This is a genomic window from Streptomyces sp. NPDC058632 (assembly GCF_042717095.1).
Lineage (GTDB): Bacteria > Actinomycetota > Actinomycetes > Streptomycetales > Streptomycetaceae > Streptomyces.
Genome location: NZ_JBHXQZ010000128.1, coordinates 1 through 19,278 on the forward strand (window position 1 = coordinate 1; position 19,278 = coordinate 19,278).

The 19,278-nt window shown below is 67.7% G+C and carries 17 protein-coding genes and 7 pseudogenes; 13 read left to right on the forward strand and 11 right to left on the reverse strand.

All coding sequences use genetic code 11. The annotated features are described in order from the left end of the window. Window positions 1-138: 138 nt before the first annotated feature. The 6 genes from ACFWVE_RS32140 to ACFWVE_RS32165 all read left to right on the forward strand — a co-directional run bounded on the left by ACFWVE_RS32140 (window position 139) and on the right by ACFWVE_RS32165 (window position 4,388). Window positions 139-1,013, forward strand: a protein-coding gene (locus tag ACFWVE_RS32140) for an IS5 family transposase (protein WP_384021815.1) whose coding sequence is annotated in 2 segments (ribosomal slippage) — window positions 139-528 and window positions 531-1,013 — 873 coding nt in all. Because the reading frame shifts where the segments join, the coding sequence is not laid out codon by codon here. A 698-nt stretch (window positions 1,014-1,711) separates the two neighbouring features. Then, a complete protein-coding gene (locus ACFWVE_RS32145; protein ID WP_384021818.1) occupies window positions 1,712-2,086 on the forward strand; it encodes an ATP-binding protein in 375 nt (124 codons plus the stop codon). Between the two features lie 180 nt (window positions 2,087-2,266). Beyond that, window positions 2,267-3,481, forward strand: coding sequence for an IS110 family transposase (locus tag ACFWVE_RS32150; protein ID WP_384021821.1), 1,215 nt, complete (start codon window positions 2,267-2,269; stop codon window positions 3,479-3,481). Further along, window positions 3,478-3,762 carry a hypothetical protein gene (locus ACFWVE_RS32155; RefSeq protein WP_384021824.1) on the forward strand — a complete coding sequence of 95 codons (285 nt, stop codon included), beginning with the start codon at window positions 3,478-3,480 and terminating at the stop codon, window positions 3,760-3,762. The genes ACFWVE_RS32150 and ACFWVE_RS32155 overlap by 4 nt, the downstream gene beginning before the upstream one ends. 226 nt (window positions 3,763-3,988) lie before the next feature. Then, on the forward strand, window positions 3,989-4,198 hold the full coding sequence (locus ACFWVE_RS32160; RefSeq protein WP_384021827.1) for a hypothetical protein: 210 nt from the start codon (window positions 3,989-3,991) through the stop codon (window positions 4,196-4,198). After that, window positions 4,185-4,388 (forward strand): hypothetical protein, encoded by a 204-nt coding sequence (locus ACFWVE_RS32165; protein ID WP_384021830.1) that lies wholly within the window; start codon window positions 4,185-4,187, stop codon window positions 4,386-4,388. Before ACFWVE_RS32160 ends, ACFWVE_RS32165 begins: the two co-directional genes overlap by 14 nt. Before the next feature lie 634 nt (window positions 4,389-5,022). Here ACFWVE_RS32165 and ACFWVE_RS32170 read toward each other — a convergent pair. The 3 genes and pseudogenes from ACFWVE_RS32170 to ACFWVE_RS32180 all read right to left on the reverse strand — a co-directional run. Continuing rightward, window positions 5,023-5,205, reverse strand: a pseudogene (locus tag ACFWVE_RS32170) (tectonin domain-containing protein); the annotation flags it as partial. 385 nt (window positions 5,206-5,590) lie between these two features. Further along, window positions 5,591-5,815 carry a helix-turn-helix transcriptional regulator gene (locus ACFWVE_RS32175; protein ID WP_055418701.1) on the reverse strand — a complete coding sequence of 75 codons (225 nt, stop codon included), beginning with the start codon at window positions 5,813-5,815 and terminating at the stop codon, window positions 5,591-5,593. Continuing rightward, entirely contained in the window at window positions 5,815-6,312 is a 498-nt protein-coding gene (locus ACFWVE_RS32180; protein ID WP_384021834.1) for a DUF2975 domain-containing protein, read from the reverse strand. The genes ACFWVE_RS32175 and ACFWVE_RS32180 overlap by 1 nt, the downstream gene beginning before the upstream one ends. Window positions 6,313-6,748: 436 nt before the next feature. Between ACFWVE_RS32180 and ACFWVE_RS32185 the strand changes: the two are divergent. Further along, window positions 6,749-6,940: pseudogene (locus tag ACFWVE_RS32185) on the forward strand (IS5/IS1182 family transposase); the annotation flags it as partial. 250 nt (window positions 6,941-7,190) lie between these two features. Here the strand turns inward: ACFWVE_RS32185 and ppk2 are convergent. The 3 genes and pseudogenes from ppk2 to ACFWVE_RS32200 all read right to left on the reverse strand — a co-directional run. Next, on the reverse strand, window positions 7,191-8,147 hold the full coding sequence (ppk2, locus tag ACFWVE_RS32190) for a polyphosphate kinase 2 (RefSeq protein ID WP_384021838.1): 957 nt from the start codon (window positions 8,145-8,147) through the stop codon (window positions 7,191-7,193). Window positions 8,148-8,179: 32 nt separating this feature from the next. Next, the gene (locus ACFWVE_RS32195) at window positions 8,180-8,413 is read right to left on the reverse strand and encodes a DUF6411 family protein (RefSeq protein ID WP_384021840.1); all 234 of its coding nucleotides are present in this window, start codon (window positions 8,411-8,413) and stop codon (window positions 8,180-8,182) included. A 207-nt stretch (window positions 8,414-8,620) separates the two neighbouring features. Continuing rightward, window positions 8,621-9,255 (reverse strand): annotated as a pseudogene (locus tag ACFWVE_RS32200) (IS630 family transposase); the annotation flags it as partial. Between the two features lie 7 nt (window positions 9,256-9,262). On the opposite strand from ACFWVE_RS32200, the pseudogene ACFWVE_RS32205 reads away from it, so the two are divergent. The 4 genes and pseudogenes from ACFWVE_RS32205 to ACFWVE_RS32220 form a co-directional block, all read left to right on the forward strand. Further along, window positions 9,263-9,655 (forward strand): annotated as a pseudogene (locus ACFWVE_RS32205) (transposase); the annotation flags it as partial. Window positions 9,656-9,783: 128 nt separating this feature from the next. Further along, window positions 9,784-10,305: a hypothetical protein gene (locus ACFWVE_RS32210; RefSeq protein ID WP_384021843.1), complete on the forward strand. Its 522-nt coding sequence runs from the start codon at window positions 9,784-9,786 to the stop codon at window positions 10,303-10,305. A 221-nt stretch (window positions 10,306-10,526) separates the two neighbouring features. Continuing rightward, on the forward strand, window positions 10,527-11,585 hold the full coding sequence (locus ACFWVE_RS32215) for a LuxR C-terminal-related transcriptional regulator (protein WP_384021846.1): 1,059 nt from the start codon (window positions 10,527-10,529) through the stop codon (window positions 11,583-11,585). A 45-nt stretch (window positions 11,586-11,630) separates the two neighbouring features. Continuing rightward, window positions 11,631-11,768, forward strand: a pseudogene (locus ACFWVE_RS32220) (IS630 family transposase); the annotation flags it as partial. 459 nt (window positions 11,769-12,227) lie between these two features. On the opposite strand, the gene ACFWVE_RS32225 reads toward ACFWVE_RS32220, so the two are convergent. Next, complete coding sequence (locus ACFWVE_RS32225; RefSeq protein ID WP_384021850.1) at window positions 12,228-12,659, reverse strand: hypothetical protein; 432 nt, start codon at window positions 12,657-12,659, stop codon at window positions 12,228-12,230. A gap of 646 nt (window positions 12,660-13,305) precedes the next feature. Here ACFWVE_RS32225 and ACFWVE_RS32230 point away from each other — a divergent pair. Beyond that, window positions 13,306-13,743 carry a nucleotidyltransferase domain-containing protein gene (locus ACFWVE_RS32230; protein WP_384021853.1) on the forward strand — a complete coding sequence of 146 codons (438 nt, stop codon included), beginning with the start codon at window positions 13,306-13,308 and terminating at the stop codon, window positions 13,741-13,743. Here the strand turns inward: ACFWVE_RS32230 and istB are convergent. From istB to ACFWVE_RS32250, 4 genes and pseudogenes are all read right to left on the reverse strand, one after another. Beyond that, a complete protein-coding gene (gene istB, locus ACFWVE_RS32235) occupies window positions 13,676-15,361 on the reverse strand; it encodes an IS21-like element helper ATPase IstB (RefSeq protein WP_384021856.1) in 1,686 nt (561 codons plus the stop codon). The two genes, ACFWVE_RS32230 and istB, sit on opposite strands and share 68 nt — an antisense overlap. Window positions 15,362-15,725: 364 nt before the next feature. Next, a pseudogene (locus ACFWVE_RS32240) lies at window positions 15,726-16,050 on the reverse strand (LysR family transcriptional regulator); the annotation flags it as partial. A gap of 184 nt (window positions 16,051-16,234) precedes the next feature. Next, window positions 16,235-17,485, reverse strand: a complete 1,251-nt coding sequence (locus ACFWVE_RS32245; protein WP_384021859.1) for a hypothetical protein — start codon at window positions 17,483-17,485, stop codon at window positions 16,235-16,237. 731 nt (window positions 17,486-18,216) lie between these two features. Beyond that, window positions 18,217-18,735, reverse strand: a complete 519-nt coding sequence (locus ACFWVE_RS32250; protein WP_384021862.1) for an NUDIX hydrolase — start codon at window positions 18,733-18,735, stop codon at window positions 18,217-18,219. A gap of 170 nt (window positions 18,736-18,905) precedes the next feature. Between ACFWVE_RS32250 and ACFWVE_RS32255 the strand changes: the two are divergent. Next, window positions 18,906-19,147 (forward strand): annotated as a pseudogene (locus tag ACFWVE_RS32255) (transposase); the annotation flags it as partial. Window positions 19,148-19,278 lie beyond the last annotated feature (131 nt).

Genomic DNA, 19,278 nt, shown 5'->3' on the forward strand with positions numbered 1-19,278 from the left:
AGAGCTACGAGGCCGGACTGCACCTGTGTGGGGCAATGCTCTGGCTCCGCAGCATCGCACCACACTCTTGATCCGAACTCCAGACAGGACCTAGGGCGTGTTGCGAAAGTCGATCTTGGTCGTGAATGATCATCTGTCGTGGGGCGTGGTGATCTGACGAACGACCAGTGGGCCCGGCTTGAGCCGTTGCTGCCGCTGGGCAAGAAGCCGGGCCGTCCACCGGTGTGGACCCGGCGGCAGTTGATAGACGGCATACGGTGGCGGACCAGGACCGGTGCGCCGTGGCGCGACGTGCCGGAACGGTACGGACCGTGGGACCGGGCTTACGACCTGTTCCGGCGCTGGCAGCGCGACGGCACCTGGAAGCGGGTCTTCGAGCAGCTGCAGGCCGAGGCCGACGCGAAGGGCCTGATCACATGGGACGTCAGCGTGGATTCCACGATCGCCCGGGCCCACCAGCATGCTGCCGGGGCGCGTAAAAAGGGGCACTGCAGAAGGAGCCTCCCGGCGGCGTCGACACCGAGCCCGACGACCACGGCCTCGGACGCTCGCGCGGCGGGCTGACCACCAAGCTGCACTTGGCGGTCGAGCAGGGGCAAAAGCCGCTGTCGCTGCTCGTCACCGCTGGTCAGCGGCACGACAGCCCGCAGTTCCAGACGGTCTTGGAGGGCATCCGGGTGCCCCGCATCGGTCGAGGCCGGCCGCGGACCCGGCCGGACAAGGTCCGCGCCGACAAGGCGTACGGCTCCCGCGCGAACCGCGCCTACCTGCGCAGACGCGGCATCAGCTGCACCATCCCGGAGAAGGCCGACCAGGTCCGCAACCGCAAGAAGCTCGGCTCCCGCGGTGGCCGGGCGCCGAAGTTCGACAAGATCGATTACAAGGAACGCCACGCGGTGGAGTGCGGGATCAACCGGCTCAAGCGCCACCGGGCCGTGGCGACCCGATACGAGAAACTCGCCGTCCGTTACGAGGCGACCGTGCTGGTCGCAGCCATCAACGAGTGGCTGTGACCAGCACTTTCGCAACACGCCCTAGTCGAGGGCCTTTCCCCGAAAAGTTTCCGGGGAAAGGCCCTCGATTTGCTGCGGCGGGTACCGCGCGCCTCGTCGTCAGTCACACATCCGCACGGGAACCCAGCAAGCCGTGATCATCCGGCAGGGTCGGCCTCTCCCAACGTTTGGAGGTGACCGCTACACGTGCGTGCGGTCCCCCTGGAGTCAGGACCGGGCGGCGGAGTGACTGTCAGGGTGGACAGGAAAGATTTGGTCCGAGGCCCACACCAGACGCGAAGCCGTCGGGAGGTGCGGCCCTTTTCTCAGCTGTCCCGCTCTGCCGCCCACACAGTGCTTGACGCGTGACTGTATGTACAACCGCCCCGCGCACGCTGCACGCCTCACAGCGGCGCCTACTGGCGCGGCCTTTGCAGGCTCCGCCACGAACAGATCGCCGTCTGCACCGGCATTCTCAAGTGCTACCCCCAGAGGGCGCCGACAGCAAGCTCCTCAACGCCCTCCTCGATGCCCGGTGCCGCCCCGCATCCGGCCGGAGCCTCCTTACATCTCGCACAGTTCACGATCGCCGACACCGGCCCGCACCGATCAGTCAGGACCAGTGGGCACCCATGAACAGGACGACAGCGGGTACGCGAAATTAGCAATAGCGACAACTTGTGATGAAACGATAAGGAACGATCCACGGGAAGAGTTCTATGGTCACCCCGCTCAAGAACCGGGCATCGGATGAACAAAAACCCGCGGCGCCCCTGCGGTACAGCACCGCCTGGGACACGCCAGACGCACCGATCACCAAAGCCCGGACAGCCGTATGCACACTCCTGGCTCAAGCCGGCCACGACCCCGGCCACCGACCCAGCCAGGACGCCCAACTCATCGTCAGCGAACTGCTCACCAACGCGCTGCGCCACGCACCCGGCCCGGGCAGCCTGGCACTGGAAGTGACACCCGACGCCGCCCTGCTACGCATCGCCGTGCGTGACACCTCCCGTTATGTTCTTCGCGGTCCTGCAATGGGGCTGCTGGCCTCCGGGCCCGGTATGACTGTGTCCCCTCTGTCGAAGGCATGACCTGGGGGGGGTGTCGCCGGGTCCGTGGGGTGCCGTCGGAGACGCTGATGAGAGACCCGGCCACCGCCCGGTCCGGCGCAATGCCGGGCACAGACGTGGGCGGCAGGTCTGCATAACGTGGATGCGCGAGCACGGTGCCACCGCCATGGCCGGCACGGTCAACGACCTGGAAAGGGTGCGATGTTCGACATCGAAGGCGTGGGCGTCTTCCTCGGGATGGACGTCGGCAAGACCGCTCACCACGGTCACGGGCTCACCCCGGCCGGGAAGAAGGTCTTCGACAAGCCGATGCCCAACAGCGAACCCAGGCTGCGGGCCGTCTTCGACAAGCGCAAGGCCAAGTTCGGCACCGTCCTGGTGATCGTGGACCAGCCCGCCTCGATCGGGGCTCTGCCGCTGACCGTCGCCCGCGACGCCGGCTGTCAGGTCGCCTACCTGCCCGGACTCGCGATGCGGCGGATCGCCGACCTCTATCCGGGTGAGGCGAAAACCGACGCGAAGGACGCGGCAGTGATCGCCGACGCGGCCCGGACGATGCCTCACACGCTGCGCTCGCTGGAACTGACCGACGAGATCACCGCCGAGCTCACGGTGCTGACCGGCTTCGACCAGGACCTCGCGGCCGAGGCCACCCGCACCAGCAACCGGATACGCGGCCTGCTCACGCAGTTCCACCCCAGCCTCGAGCGCGTGCTCGGGCCCCGGCTCGACCACCCGGCTGTCACCTGGCTCCTCGAGCGCTACGGATCCCCGGCAGCTCTGCGGAAAGCCGGCCGCCGCAGACTCGCCGAACTCATCCGGCCCAAGGCCCCGCGCATGGCCGCGCGGCTGATCGACGACGTCTTCGACGCCCTCGACGAACAGACCGTCGTGGTCCCGGGAACCGGCACCCTCGACATCGTGATCCCGTCCCTGGCCGCCTCGCTCGCCGCGGTCCACGACCAGCGCCGGGCACTGGAAGCCCAGATCAGCAGCCTGCTGGCGGCCCACCCTCTTCACCCGGTCCTGACCTCGATGCCAGGCGTCGGAGTCAGGACCGCCGCAGTCCTGCTGGTCACCGTCGGAGACGGGACCGCCTTTCCCAGTGCCGCCCACCTCGCCTCTTACGCCGGCCTCGCCCCGACGACGAAGTCGTCGGGGACCTCGATCCACGGCGAACACGCACCCAGAGGCGGAAACCGGCAGCTCAAACGCGCGATGTTCCTCTCCGCCTTCGCCTGCATGAACGCCGACCCGGCCTCCCGCACCTACTACGACCGGCAAAGAGCACGCGGAAAGACCCACACCCAGGCCCTCCTCCGACTCGCCCGCCAACGCATCAGCGTCCTGTTCACCATGCTCCGCGACGGCACCTTCTACGAGTCCAGAACACCCGCCATCACCCTCGCCGCATGACCACCCCAAACACTCACACACCAGGCACCACGTCCTTGACGAAGGACATAGAGACACCCCCCGTGCACCTGACCGCGCTTTCTGTGACCCCGCACGCCTCGGACAACATCAAGAGAGGCGATATGAACGCCCTCGCCCGGCTGTGCGGGCATTCACCGCAACAGACCGCAGAACTCCCCGATCGACTGGTGGCATCGCAGGCACTGGCCGGCTGGCGGCACGGCTGGGAAACCGACGAGGCTTTCTGGCAGTTGGCGGCAGGGGCCCTGGCAGGGCACTGACGCCGACCGGCGGATGACTGCTCGGCCCCTTGAAGCGCCAGGGGCAGGCATCTCTCGACAAGGACGTCCGGCTCCCTTCCCAGTGGCTGGATCTATGCTGTCACAGGCCGCAGTTCCTTGCGGTCCCGCACAGTCCAGTTCATGGACAACCCGCTCCTCGACCACGCACGCAAGCACCGACCCATTCCAGCGGCGTGGTGGTGGTGAGCCGACGAAAGGCTCTGTCATGCCGGAAACCCAGGCCCCCACCACAGAACTGACGTCGCAATACCTTGCCCAAGTGACGGGCGACCTCGAACGCAACGTCAAGGAGCAGGAGCGCATCGAGGCGGAAGTCACAGCCCTTCAGGAGCAGTTGGCTGCCCTGCGGCAGGACCACACCGTGCTGATGAACGTGCAGCAGGCACTCGGCATCACTGAGCTTGTTCCGCTTTGACGGACACCACATCGCGCAGGAATCCGCACTCATCAGCACCCTGTACCGCGACACCGCACCCCTCGCGCTCCTGGCCGCCCTCCACGGCACGGACGTACTGCCTGTGGAGGAGGCGGTGGAGCGGCACGTGCTGAACATCCTCCACAGCCCCGGCGACACCCACGGCGCCCACACCGACGACTCCCCCTGACCCTGGTCCTCTTCATTGAAGCACCGCCAAGTGGTCGCTTCGGCGAACAGGACCTCGTTTCGGGTGTTGCAGCCGTCGGCAAGGTCGCCGAAGTTCCAGTGCTGGGAGGACGAGCGCGTGTAGCCGGTGCGGTCCTCGTCATCGGCCCGGGCCAGGCCGACGGCATCGGCGAGCGTGGCCACCTCAGCGGCCCGCAGCCCCTGAAAAGCCGGAGCGGCCCGGGCGGGTGTGGACGCCAGGAGCGGAACGAGGGTGAGGGAGGGCGCGCCGAAACCGTGCAGCAGGTTCTTGACCACTCCCGCGTTCTACCGGCCATACTCGTCCCCGTGAGTGTCCAACAGCCGTCGCTCACCCGCATGGACGCGAATATTCACCGCAGGAACGATTCGCGAGGCGAGGCATCGAACTATTAAAGGACCGTTGGCAAGCCAGCGCCCGGAGGTCACCCGTACCTACCGCTGAGGAGCACACCACCAGGACCGCGCCGATCAGAACGGTGATGCACGCCAGCCCAGGCCGTCGCGCCGACGCGCGGTACCAGGGCTGATCGTGAACCTGCTGGGCGCGGCAGAGTGGCGGAGCCTCGGCAGCATTGCTGTTGCCGGGGCCCCGCCGCCGCGTGGAGGAGGTCGGGTCAGCTGGGCTGGTCTCCGGTGTAGCGGTAGGTCGCGTCGTTGGAGTTGACGCCCCACACGCTGGTCCCGGACCCGGCGCCGATCGCCTTCAGCGACCTGGAGACCTGCTTCCACTCAGCCATGTCGAACCCGTTCCTCCTACCGGACGTTGCATGGATGTACTTGGCGGGCACCGAAAGGCCCCAAACGGTTGAATATCCCGATCAGCAGCCCGGATCATCTGGAAAACGATGTTTGACTCATCACTTTCTCCGCCCGTCACGGCCGTGGGTCATCAGGCAGGGACGTGGTTGTCCGGAGCGCCGTATCACCTGGAGGGATCGGCACACGGGCCACTGTGTGCAGCCCACGCTCACCGTCATCGGAAGGGCCGCGAGCCGACACCCCTCACCGAACCGCTCCGGCTCGCTTGGCAAACCGAGCACCGCGACCTGCCGCAGACCGTAGCCGCGGCGCGAGGGCACCGCCGAACGGCCATCGGGGCAGGAGGCGCGGCCGACCATCCGGCGCCACCGTCGATCGTGGCGGGCACTGGGACGAAGGGAAGGGGAGTTCCGCCGGCCCCTGTCATCCGCCCGCGTCCGCGCCCCCAGCCTCCCAGCGCAGCAGGTCACCCGGCTGGCATTCCAGTACATCGCAGAGCGCGGCAAGCGTCGTGAAGCGCACCGCCTTGGCGCGGCCGTTCTTGAGCACCGCCAGGTTGGCCGGGGTGATCCCGACGCGCTCCGCCAGTTCACCCACGGACAGCTTGCGCTTCGCCAGCATCACGTCGATGTCGACGACGATCGGCATCAGATCACCTCAGCCAGCTCGGCCCGCATCCGCGCCGCCTCGATGTCGCGCGCGACGGCCTGGGCGAGCAGCATCCGCAGTACGAGCACGACCAGCGCGACCCCCAGGATTGCCACGACGACTCCGCACAGCAGCAGGACGATGCCCGGCGCGACGGCCTCGCCCGGTGCCAGGACGACCGCGAGCGCAAACACGAGGAACGCGGCCGCGACGAACGCGCCGATCACGACATGCACGTACCGGAAGGCGCCGAAAGAGAACACCGTTCCCCGTCGCACCATCGTCACCAGCCGCCACACGCAGACGAGCACAACCTGGGCCGCCACGACACCGAGCACGACGATGACGATCACCGGTGTGCGCACGGACGCGAGGGCCGCGTCGGCGTCGTCGAAGTCCATGGCCAGCAACGGCACCATGACCGCCTGAACGAACGCCGAGCCGGCGAGCAGCATCACCAGTACGGCACGCAGGGCCAGTACGGTCAGCTTTCCCATAATCCCTCCTTCACTCGATTCACGATAGAAATCTATCGATAAACAATAGATTTGGCAAAGGTGAGATGAGGCCAGACCGTTTCGTCCGCTCCGTTGGCGTTGTTCTAATGTCCCAGGACAGGGACGTGGGGGCGGCCGCGGCAGGCGCGGGACCGCGTGACGCGCGCATGGGGCCCGCGCCCGCGGTACGCACCGGGGCCCGGCCGGGCGGCGCGCTCGCACGCTCGTCGTTCCGCACGGGGCGGCAGCCGCCGGATGACCTATGGCGGGGCCGGCGGCGGACCGCGCCGTGCGCGGATCGGCGGCCATCGAGCCTACTCACAGAGGGCCCGGCATCCATCCGGATGCTGTTGGTCGATTCGGGCCCTCGCGTGGCGTCGGCTCCCACGACCCGGTTGTGGTCGTGGGAGCCGACGTTGTTTGGGGAGGGGTGTCGATGTCGATGCGGCCGGAGGAGCCGGGGGGATTCCGACGGAGACGGTGAGGGTGACGCGGGCGGCGTTCCCGCAAGGGAGCCTGGCGATCCGGGTGCGGGACGAGCTGGGGCCGTTGTTCAGCGACGAGCAGTTCGCGAACCTGTTCCCGGCACCGGGGGGGGAAGCCTGCCTGGTCGCCGGGGCGGTTGGCGGAGAGGTGGCCCGCCGGGACCCGGAAGACCGGCCCCGGCTGTGATGCGCCTGGTGACTCCCCAGGATCTGGAGGCCCGCGGCGGGACGCACGACATCAACTGGGACGGCTATAAAGTGCACGTCACCGAAACCTGCGACGAGGACACTCCCGCACCTGGTCACGAGTGCGTACTACGACCGTCGCGTGGAGAGGCGCGTCTCCGCACAGCGATGACGCAGACCCGGCCCCTCATGAGGGGCTCGTGGGCGTCAGTCGGTCCCGGGGTGCTTGCCGGGCCCGTCGGCGCCGGGGGACAGCGGGGTGGGTGACAGGGTGGTGTCCTCCTCCCCGGGCTCCAAAAGGGTGTCGGCGGCGCCGACGATGAGAGGGTCGGGTGTGCCGACCACCTCATCGTCCTTGCTGGCGTAGTCGATGCGCGACAGCAGACTGCGCATGGTCTCCAGCCGGGCACGCCGCTTGTCGTTGCTCTTGACGACGGTCCAGGGGGCGTGGGCGGTGTCCGTGGCGCGGAACATGTCGACCTTCGCCTCGGTGTAGTCGTCCCAGAGGTCCAGTGATGCCAGGTCGGTGGGCGAGAGCTTCCACTGGCGCACCGGGTCGACCTGTCGGATCGCGAAGCGCGTGCGCTGCTCGGAGCGGGACACGGAGAACCAGAACTTCACCAGCAGGATGCCGTCGTCGGTCAGCATCCGCTCGAAGGCCGGGCACTGGTCGAGGAACAGCTTGTACTCGTCCTTGGAGCAATACCCCATCACGCGCTCCACGCCGGCCCGGTTGTACCAGGAGCGGTCGAAGAAGACGATCTCACCGGCCGTCGGCAGATGCGCGATGTGCCGCTGGAAGTACCACTGGCCCGCCTCGCGTTCGGTGGGCTTGTCCAGGGCGACCACGCGTGCGCCACGCGGGTTGAGCCGCTCGGTGAGCCGCTGGATCGTGCCGCCCTTGCCCGCCGCGTCACGCCCCTCGCACACGACGACCAGGCGTGCACCGGTGTCCTTGACCCACCGCTGGAGCTTGAGCAGCTCGACCTGCAGGATGCGTTTGGTCCGCTCGTACTCCTCGCGGCCCACCCTGCGGTCGTACGGATGGTTCTCCCGCCATGTCCGGATGGGACGCCCGTCCGCGTCCAGCACGATCGGCTGCTCTCGCCGACTGGCATCCACAGTCAGCCCGTCCAGCAGCTTGTCCGCATCTTCGGCGTTCATCACCAGGCTCCTCGCTCGGTTCGCACAGTCGGTCAGAAGGGCATACGGCCGCGGGAGCGGCAACCTGCCGACCCGCTGCGGCTCACCGCACGCGAACTGGTGCGGAAGGGCTTGCTGAAGAGCCGGCCCCGGATGTCGGGCTCCCTGCCACCGGCCCGCGACCCGGCACCGAGCGTACGTTGCGTGCCACGTTCGGGATGGCGGGAGAGACGGGGGACGAGGAGGGCCAGGACCGCACACACGGCGATGACGGCGGCGACTACCATGATCGGCTCCCTTGGCTGGTGGACAGACATACAGGTGCCCCGTCCTGTCCCGCCCATGTGAGCAGCGAAGGCTCCGACCCGGTACTGATCCGATCACCGCCCCTCACTCTCACCTGCCCCGGCACGCGTACGCATCCGGCGCGGCGTCGTCAGCATGCTCCGCAACTTTCCCCGGGCAGGTCTTCGCAGGGCGGTCGACGGCCGGAATCACCCGCCGCGGGGCGGCCGGAATGGACTTCCTGCTGCTCCTGTCGATCCGAAACTCAAAGGGTTCCGTCCGGGGATGCAGCGGACGTGCCGGCCGCCGAAGCAGCCCCCGGACGTTGTGTGGCCGATGTTGACGCCGGTGGGAGAAACTGCGGACACCGGCGGCGAGTTGGGCCTGATCTCAGGCTCGGTTGTGCCTGGGAGGGCACCGTTCGAGGTCGGCGTTGACCAGTTCGTCGGGGTTCAGCTCCGGCGAGTACGGCGGCAGAAAGTGCAGCTCGACGCGGTCGGGGTGATCGGTCGGCCAGGCGCGGACCTTGCGGGAGCAGTGCGCGGAGTGACGGTCCACTACGGGGTGCGCCTTGTGGTCGAAGTGGCCGGCGAGCCGGTCGAGGAAGCGGCACATGACATCGGCGTCGAAGGTCTCGGTGAAGACCCTGAAGTGCATGCGGCCCTTGGTGCCGATCGCGGACATGGCTTTGACCGAGAACCGGTTGCCCGTACGGCGGACGACCGAGGTGCCCCCCCTTGACACCCCAGGTACGGCCGGTGACCCGGTCGGATCGGATGCCAACCTGGTCGGCGAAGAGCACCTCGCCGCCCTCGGCCATCGCCTTGGCCCGGATCGCCGGCCAGATCCCCCTGGTCACCTTCGGCGACGGCACCAGCTTCCCCATCGCCGCCCGCCTCGCCTCCTGCGCCGGACTCGCCCCGACCACGAAGTCGTCCGGGACCTCCATCCACGGCGAACACGCACCCCGGGGCGGAAACCGGCAACTCAAACGCGCCATGTTCCTCTCCGCCTTCGCCTGCATGAACGCCGCCCCGGCCTCCCGCACCTACTACGACCGCCAGCGAGCCCGCGGCAAGACCCACACCCAGGCCCTTCTCCGCCTCGCCCGCCAACACATCAGCGTCCTGTTCGCCATGCTCCGCGACGGCACCTTCTACGAACCCCGCGTCCCCAAGGACGTCGAACTCGCCGCCATGACCCCAGCGAGTCGAACCGTCCCAACCCGAACCCAGGCGCCTTGACGAAATACATAAGAGGCACCCCCCACTTGTCTGGGATGGGATATGCCGACCGGCCACGGCACTCTTTATCCGGCCGATGGCGATGAGCTGCCTTCGGCGCATTCGGTGACGACAATGAGGGGAAAGAGATGTCCATACGAAGAAAAGCCATCGGGATGCTGGCAGCAGCAGCCGCTGGTCTGACGGTGGCGGGGGCTCCGGCTGCTGTTGCGGCCCCGTCTGCGGCGGGCAACGCGGTCACGGCCTCTGTATGGCGGAACATCGCCCTGACCGGGACCTACACGATCCGCGACGACGAGGGCATCTTCGCCGCCGGTACGTACTGCAACGGCAACGTCGCCTCCGAGGGCTGGGTGAACGAGGTCCGCACGCCGTCGGTGTGGTGGGAAACCACGTGCGGGGGCGAGATCCGTGTGGAGAAGCACGTATCCGCAGAGACGGACGCCAACGGCGGAGTCATGATCCATGTGACCCTGCAGTTCTACGAGGGCACGAACGACACCAACACCGACCTCGACGCCGAGTACCACTTCAACCGCTACGTCCCCGCAGGACAGACCTCGACGGTCAGCGAGATCACGCTCCGCAACGGGGAGAACGGCGGCAAGGACTGGGCGAAGCTCAACTTCGTCCTGCACAACAACCGCTGACGCCGTATTGGGGCGTCGGTCGCGCGCCTCGGAACACACGCGGTTCCCGGGCACGGTAAGCGGAGGCACAGCCACCTGCGCAAACCGGGCCCGGGAACCGCGGTACACGCTAGCCTCGGACCATGAGGCGCTACGGGGGAGTAACGCGGGTCGGCGGGATCGGGGACGCTGCGGCGCGGGGGGTTCAGTCCGCGCGGAACGTCGAGGATTTCTTCGGAACGGTGAAGCGGGTCATACAGCCTGTGCTGAGGTTCGACGTCTGTGCCTGTGTGACCGTGGATCCGCAGACGTTGATGAACACCGGCGGTGACTATCGGGACGGCCTGCCGTCCGCCATGATGCCGCGCATGCTCGACATCGAGTACCGCGAGGGGGACGCCAACGACCTGTCGGATCTAGCGGCCAGACCGACGCCGGTGGGCTTGCTCAGCCGGGAGACGAGCGGAAACCTCGACCTCAGTCCCCGGTACCGGGACATCATGCGACCCCTGGGTTTCCGCGACGAGTTACGTGTGCTGCTGCGGGACCGCCACGGGGCATGGGGCGCCCTGGTCATGGGCCGCGGAGACGACGTACCCCCGTTCGGCTCCTCGGACCTGGCTGTGGCGGCGTCGCTGGTCCAGCCGCTGGGAGCCGCACTGCGTCGGCTGCACCTGACACGGCTCGCCGAGGAAAGCGCCTCGGCGGTGGCGCCGGGACTGGCGCTGCTGGACGGTGACCATCAGGTGGTTCATGTGACGCCCACCGTGGCCATGTGGTTCGACGACCTGGCTCATGCCAACGGCGTACCGTCCGGTGGCCACGGCCACGGACTGCCTCCCGCCGTGTATGCGGTGGCAGCGGCGGTGCAGGCTCCCGGGGCCGCGGCCTCCCACACCTCGTGGATGCACAGTCGCAGGCATGGCCGGGTGCGGTTGCACGCCTGGCGCCTGGACGAACCCACGACGACCTCGGCCCGCACCGCCGTCGTTGTCGAACAGGCCGGTCCCGCCGAGCACATCGCGCTGATCGTCGCAGCATACGGACTGACCCCTCGTGAGAGGGACATCACCGCCCTGGTACTGCGGGGGCAGTCTACAGCCGACATCAGCCGTAATGTCGGCTTGTCGCCATACACGGTCCAGGACCATCTGAAGGCGGTGTTCAACAAGACGGGCGTCCGCAGCCGGCGTGATCTGGTCGCCGCTCTCTTCGCCCGTCATTACTCGCCGGACGTAGCGCCGGCTGTATCCGCACCACAGCGTCGTACCCCGTCCCGGCCCACCGCGGAACCCGGATAGGGTCCAAAGCACGGTCCATGCAATGTTCCCAGCCGAAGCGGTGCCCATGGCGTGGTCTGCTTCCACGGCTGCTGCTCCGTCGGCGAAGACCGGCCGTGGGGCGTCAACCGCCGCCGCGAAGGTACCCTCGACAGCCCGGTCGCGCTGAAGTCGATCCGCGCCGCCCGGCCCGACGGCAGACCGGCTTCGTTCACGTCTCGCGGTTCTGGCTCAACTTCCGTGAAGAGTTGACTGACCGTGATGTCAGCGGTGTGCGGTGGGATGGCCAGACCCTGTCGATGGCCTGCTGGGAGACCGTCCTATGCCCCTGTACCCGTCCTTGCCCCGTGCCCTGGCCGAGTGCGCGCCGACAAGGCGTACGCCTCCCGCAAGAACCGTGCCTACCTGCGCCGTCGCAGAGTCCGCTGCACCATCCCGGACAAGGCCGACCAGTCACGCAACCGCAGGAAACTCGGCTCCCGTGGCAGCCGGCCGCCACGTTTCGACCTCAGCGACTACCGCGAGCGCTACGCGGTCGGGTCCGGAATCCACCGCCTCAAACGTCACCGGCTGTGGCCACCCGCTACGACAAGCTCGCGGTTCGCTATGAGGCGACCGTCCTCATCGCGGCCATGAACGAGTGGCTGTGATCAGCACGCGTCGCTAGAGCTCGTAGTCCTGGGCCAGCTCCTCCCAGGGAATGCTGCGAAGCGCAAGGTCAGCGTCCTCGCCCAACGGGATGTCCGGGACGGGCTGGAACCAGACCACGGTGAGGGTGGAACGGTGCAGCACCGGGTCGAGCTCAGCAGCGACCGCTGTCGAGCGGAAGACGCCAACGCAAGCCACGGAAGGCAACACCTCAACAGGGCCGAAGGCCCCGGCGGTCTGGTCCGGGTACTCGCGGAAGGGCGGAACGAGATGGACCGGCGTGGACGGAAACGCGCGTTCGGCCTGCCGCTGGAGGCCGTTGACCTTCAGGTCGTTGATGCGCTTGCACGGGTAGCCCTCCAGCATCCCCTCATAGGTCGAAGACATCCGCAGCTCGGTGAGCTCGATCGAACGACCAGACGAGAGGACTGTGTGGCTCAGCGACATGCCGACACCCTATGCGCACGATCCACTTCCGATACACGCCGTAGACCAGGCTCTGGCCGACACCCCGGCACCGACCGGCAGCGGGCCACTGGACGGCCGGCCACCGCATGCGAGCTGGACGGCAGGGTGCGCACGCCCGGCTTCTCTCGCAGTGCTACCCGGGCTCATCGCCGACGTCCACGCCGCCGCCTCCGCCTCCGCCTCCGCCTCCGCCAGGAACTCGATCAGGCGCGGCTGTCTTCGGTGTGCAGCCTGGCCGCCGCCGTACCGAGCAAGTTCGGCCCCTACGAACAGGCCCGGCTCACCGCGGACCGGGCCCGTACTCGGGCGGAGGTGTCCGGCTCACCGCTCGCGTCGGCGGCCGCAGCCCGGGAGCCGGCGATCGTGCTGCGCCACCAGGACCGCACCCGGGAGGCCCAGGCTGTCGACGGTCACGCAATTCCCCACCGCTGTGGTCACGTAATTCCCCAGGTCGTGGGCCGTTGCATTGCACGATGTGGAGCGAGTCCACCGGCGTGCGGCTGCGCCATCGTGCCCTCTGCCGTCGCCGGTGGTGGCTGTCGCGGCACCGGCCTGAGAAGCTGTTCGGATGTCGGCATCGGATACTCGGAGAGGGACATTCGAGGTGCACCGCGGCGATCAGTCAGTGAATCTTCCAACCGCGTTGTCGCCGGAGCGGGCCTCTGAGATCAACGAGGTCATCGACCGGATCACGCGCTGGGCGAGGAGCCGTGAGGACATCGTCGGCCTGCTCCTGGTGGGATCTTGCGCCCGCAACGCCGCGCGGCCGGACTCCGACATCGACGTCGTCCTGCTCACCACGGACGAGTCCCGATATCTCCTCGAGGATGCCTGGGCCGTGGAACTCAAGCTGGGCGAACTGATCCGCACCCAGTCGTGGGGGCCGATCACAGAACGACGCTGTTCCACGGCCTCCGGCCTGGAAGTCGAGCTGGGTATCGGCTCTCCGACCTGGGCAAAGACAGATCCCGTCGATCGTGGGACGCATCGTGTCGTCACCGACGGTGCCCGGGTGCTGCACGACCCGGCAGGCATCCTTGCCGACCTTCTCGCCGCCTGCTAATTGACCGGTGGCTTGTCGGCGGGGCCCTTTGGCCGCTTGTTGGGCCGGTAACTGGGCCGTTCATGATGACCTGGTGGCTGGCGTTGATCAGCCGGTCCAGCAGGGACTCGGCGACGACGGGGTTGGGGAAGAGGGGATACCAGTCGCTGGGTGCCCGGTTGCTGGTGATGGTCAGGGGCCGACCCTGCCGCTCGGAGACGAGTTCGTAGAGGTCGTCGGCCTGGGGTGCGGTCAGCTGGCGCATGGCGAAGTCGTCGAGGATGAGCAGGTCGGGGCGGACGAGTTCGCGCATGCGCTTGTCCCAGGTGCGGTCCGCGTGGCCGCCGGCGAGCTCGGCCAGGGCGCGGCTGGTCTTGGTGAAGCGGACGTTTGCGCCCTGGCGGACGGCCTGGTGGCCGAGGGCCTGGGCGACGTGTGTCTTTCCGACGCCGACCGGTCCGAACAAAATGACGGAATCGCCGGAGTGAAGCCGGCGCAGGGCCGCCAGGTCGCGAATCTGGGCGGCCGGCAGCTTCGGGGACGCGTGGAAGCCGGAGCCCTCCAGGGCGGCCTGCTGTTCGAACTTGGCTTTGCGCAGGCGGCGTTCGAGCGCGACGGTCTCGCGGCGGCTGATCTCGTCCTGGCAGAGGACCTGGAGGAAGTCGAGGTGTCCGAGTTCGCCCTTCTGGGCCTGGGTGAGGCGGGCGTCTAGGGTTTCGAGCATCCCGGACAGCCGCAGCGTCTTGAGCGAGCCGACCTTGACATGGATGTCCGGGCCGACCATCGCCGTCGACCATCGGACCGGCACGAACGGCTCGGGCGGCAGCGGCAGCAGGGCCTCGGCCTCCACCGCCTCGAACACGGACAAGGGCTTTGCGCCATCCAACGGGCGGCACTGCCGCTGACCTGCGACGTTCCTCGCCCAGAGCAGGGCCTCGGCCTGCATGTGCTCCAGCGAGGTGAACGTCCGCCCGCTCCAGAACGAGTCGCGGACATAGGGCATGGGCCGCTCCACCCGCGGCTTGCCCTTCGGCTTCGAGGCGCGAGCCGGGTCCACCGACGTTCCGCAGTAGGAGGCAAGTTCGGCATACGACTTGTTGATCTGTGGGTCGTAGAGATCCGGCTTGTCCACCCCGGTCTTCAGGTTGTCCGGCACCAGACGCCGCGGGACGCCGCCGAAGAAGCGGAACGCTTCCACGTGCGCGAGGGTCCAGGCATGCTGGCCCATGTGCAGCACCGGACACACGAACATGTGCCGTGAGGCGGGCAGTACCATCGCGAATGCCCAGATCCGGTGCCGCTTCCCGCCGGCCGGGTTGATCCACTGCCCCAGGAAGCCGTAGTCGATCTGGGCCTCCGAGCCCGGCTCGACGTCCTCCCGCAGCACCGTGGCCTTGGAGCGGGCCGCCTCATCTGGCAGGTTCTCGTGCACCCAGCAGCGGAACGTCGACAGAGATACCTTCAACTTGCCTTCGTACCGCATGCGTTGGTGGATCGTGGTGACCGTCGTCGTCTTCAGCAGCTCTTTGGCATAGTCGCGGTGCGGCTCGATCTCTGCCCACCGGACCTGGTTCAGCTTCCGGCCGGCCAGCTCCGGGAACCACCTCTTGAGCAGCTTGGCCCAGTCCGTCTCGCTCATCGGCGGCCCTCCCGGGGTGATCCCGGCCGCCTCCGCCGGCGCCAGGCACTTCCTGACCTGTCTTGCGGTCCACCCCCAGCGAGGCGGACACCTGGCTCTTGGAGCGGCCCGCATACCAGTGCACGTAGATCTCGACGATGTCGACCACGGTGAACGTTCTCCTTGCCATCCGGTGCGTCCGTCGGCCTCTCGGCTCGCAGATCAAGAGACCGCGACCACTCCGAGAGATCAGGTCCCTCAACCCGGCACCGGCATGCCCATGGGGAACCCGACCGATTCACAAGGAACAGCAAGTAGCTAATCAAACCATCCTAAAAAGGGAACATCGCACCAATCCGAGCATGATCGGCTGCGCCCGCGGTGGTCAGCGTCCCGGCGGGGAGTCGTGACCACGGGGTGGGGAACTACGTGGCGCTGTCCATGCGGATCGTGGGGAATCACGTGACCGCTGACACGGGTAGACGGTCATCGGGCCGGCCATCGGATGCGGCGCAGGCCGTGGCCGGCGGACCAGACGACGAGACGGGTCTGCCCCCCACGAAAGTGGCCAGGGCCGGGGTGTCGGAGACGAGGTCGAGGAGCGCATCGGAGCGGAAGCTGGGGCCGGTCGCCTCGATGGTGAGGCCGAACTCGGCGACAAGGTCGTCGTAGTAGGCGGCCCACTCGGCATCGGAGACGATGCCGGGTATCGGTCGGCAGGGACAAGAAGATCGAGACCCCCTGCGCTTCGTGCCCGGGTGTCGGCCTGCCCCTGGGGACACACGGACAGCCGAGACCGGCGGTGAGCCGCACTGTGTCCCTTTGACCTCCCGGTCGCTACCGCTTCCCCACCGTCGGCAGGGCGGGGAGGCGGCACCGACCGCTCACCCCGGGTCACCAGTTCTTGTGCTGGACGTCGCCGAGGTCGCAGAAGGGGCAGTTGACGCTCAGGAAGTTCTCCGTACGGCGGAACTCCTCGTCGGCCAGGTGCCACCGTAGCCAGGCGGTGATGATGTGCTGGCCATTGCGGGTGGCCAGAATGTGGTCGGTGCCGTCGAGGATGTTGAACCACACCGGTACGTCGGTGTTGGCGTAGTCGCGCTTCATGTTCGCGGTGGCGAAGTCCTCGTCACCGCCGACGTAGAGGGCCGGGTTGCGCAGACTGGCCGGGCCGTTGCCGTCGAAGGAACCACCGGCCACATGGATGGTGGTCTCGATCCGTTGCTCGTCGGCCACGTCGAATGTTCCGATCGACCCGCGCGAATGGCCGCCGAAGGCCACCTCGGAGGTGTCGAGGTCCTGGTACAGCGGACTGCTCGAGGTCGCGTTCTGATCCTCCAGCCAGTCGAGGGCGTCGACCATGTAGTCGCCGTTGCTGGACGAGACCTCGCTGTAGACGACGAAGCCGTGCGAGGCCCACTGCCGCAGCATGTCCTCGTAGTCCGCGGGGCCGGACCCCGCCCCCGGGCCCCAGACGAGGACCGGGTGGTTCACGCCGTCCTGGCCGGCGCTCGTCGGATACACCAGCCACCCGTCGTTGCCCGGGCCCGCGGTGCTGTCGATGGTCACCGCGTACGGCCCTGGTGCCGTGACGTCCGCCACGGGAGGCAGTGACCCGGGAGGGGGATCGGTCGGGCCCCCGCTGCCTTCAGCCTCGACGAGCACATCGTCGACCGTAAGCGTCTCCAGGGCACTGCTGGCGTCCAGGGAGAATCGCAGCCGCAGGGTGCGGTCCGCGACCGGTGCCGGAAGGCGGAACGACGCGCTGCCCGTGGCGGTGCGGGCCGCTTCCAGCGTGGTGAAGGCACCACCGTCCACCGAGTAGGCGGCGCTGAAAGATTCTCCAAGGTCCAGCCCGGAAGCGGCCCGGGTGTACGACACGGTCACGTCGCTGTATCCGGCGAGGTCGATGGACGCGGATGTCAGGGTCGGGCCGGAGAGCAGCGACCCGCTCAACCGGGCACCGTACGTGCCGGTGCTGACGAAACCGGAGGCGGTGAAGCTGCCGAGACCGTCCGAGAAGTCCTCGCTGCAGACGGAAGCGGCGGCGGAAGCCGGGGGCGTGGTGAAGCCGATGGCACCCACAACCACGGTACTGACGGCCACTGCGCCGACCACTCGCAGGCGCCGGTTGATGCGAGACATGTCCGGAGTCCTTTCTGGGCTGCGCCGAGCAACTGCCTCGGCGCTTCGTCGTGGCACGTACACGATGGCGTCGCGCCCGATGACCGGACGGCGTTCCGCAACCGGTTCCGGCGATTGAAGCGGAAGCCGTGCGAGGGGGGATCAGGTGAATCACCGGTCTCCGGGCGATCGACTCCCGTCCCGGCGTGACCCGCGCCGGTGAGGCGAGCCACGAGCCGGGAACCGGCAGCTCCTTCTTCAGGCTGCGCTACATCTCGGGGGGCACCTGCAGCCGAGCTGTTCTCCTCCCTGGTCCACTGACTGATGTCCTTGGAGAGGCAAGAGCGGGGCAGGGAGGAAGTCCACCAGGCCTTGGAACCGATGCTGAATCTTTTGGACAATCCCGCAGAAATCCAGTTGTTCGGGCAGCGCAACCGCCAGCACCGACGAGCGTCTCCGGGAACATGCCGCCGGGCGTCGGCAACGTCCGCCAACTCCCCGTCGTCAGGGGCGCCGCAGCCCACGCGGATCACGCAACGCGGTCTACAGCACAAGGCTGCCCGCCTCGGCCCTTCCAACCGGGCCCGCGGGCCCGGAATGTGATCTTGCGGACGCCCTCGCCGGGTTCGGGTTCGCGCAGGCAGGTGTTGACGGTGAGGGTCTTGCCGAACGCCTGCGCAGAGCTCTCATTTCGAACTGTCGGCTCTTGACCTGCTGATACGCGGTTCAGAAACAGGCACTCAGCTTGTTCTTCAACCTCTGGCTGTGCCGTGGCGGGAGCTCGGTTGCGTGTTGCGGCTGAGTTCTGCGAGGTAGGCGTCCAGTGGCTGAAGTCGCCCGGGCAACGGCTCTCCGAGGTCCCACCACCGGATGGCCTCGACCTCGTCGTTGGGCTGGAACAACTGCGAGACGTCAGCAGCCCGGCCGGTGAACAGGGCGCCGTACTCGGCACGCTGGTCAGGCGCCAGAGTGAAGCTCGCGAAGCCGACGAAGCAGAACTGTCCGTCGGGCACGTGGTTGGTTTCTTCCAGCAACTCGCGCGCTGCCGCCTGGCGAGGTGTCTCGCCGGGGTCGATCTGTCCGCCTGGCAGTTCCCAGGTCTGCCGGAACCGGTTGAAGACCATCAAGACGCGATGGCCGTGCCACAGGGCCACCAGCGCAACGGGCAGGGGTGCATCACCTGGCGGCTTGTCTTCCGCTCCCAGGGCGAAAGAGACCAGGGCGTTACCGCGGTCGTCGACGGCAAGCGGCGGAGATTGGGAAGCAGCCACCTCGACATGATGCCTGCCCTGGTTCGGTAAGAGCCCGACTCGTGTGTTTTCCATGTCTCACGATGTCTCGAACTGGTTCGCTCAGGTGGGCGTTCGCCGGACGCTGAGGCGGCCTTCGTCTGATCAGGTGCTCCGACCAAGGTGCACTGACCAGGACGAAGGCCGTGAGAGTGAGTCTGCTGCTCGAAGCTGTTCCGGGGGAAGCCTTCGCGGAAGCGTCGCGCTTCCGGGACGAGTTGTACGCGTGTCCGACCATTCGGGGTGATGAGCTGTTCGAGCCGGCGGACGCGGCGCTGTGTGCGCCGGGGCGGTGCACTCGGCAGTGGAGCTGACGCTCCTGCCGGAACATCGATGTGGGAACGGAGCGATGTACGACGGCCTCAACCAGGGCCGGATCAACGCCGAGACGCTCCACATGCGGTTCATCGACTTCGAGAGCGCGTTCCGCTAGGTCCTGTCTGGAGTTCGGATCAGGAGTTCGGTAGATCGCCTGCGCGTTAGGGCTCGGTCTTGATAAGCCGTCAGTCATGGCGCGAGGCGATC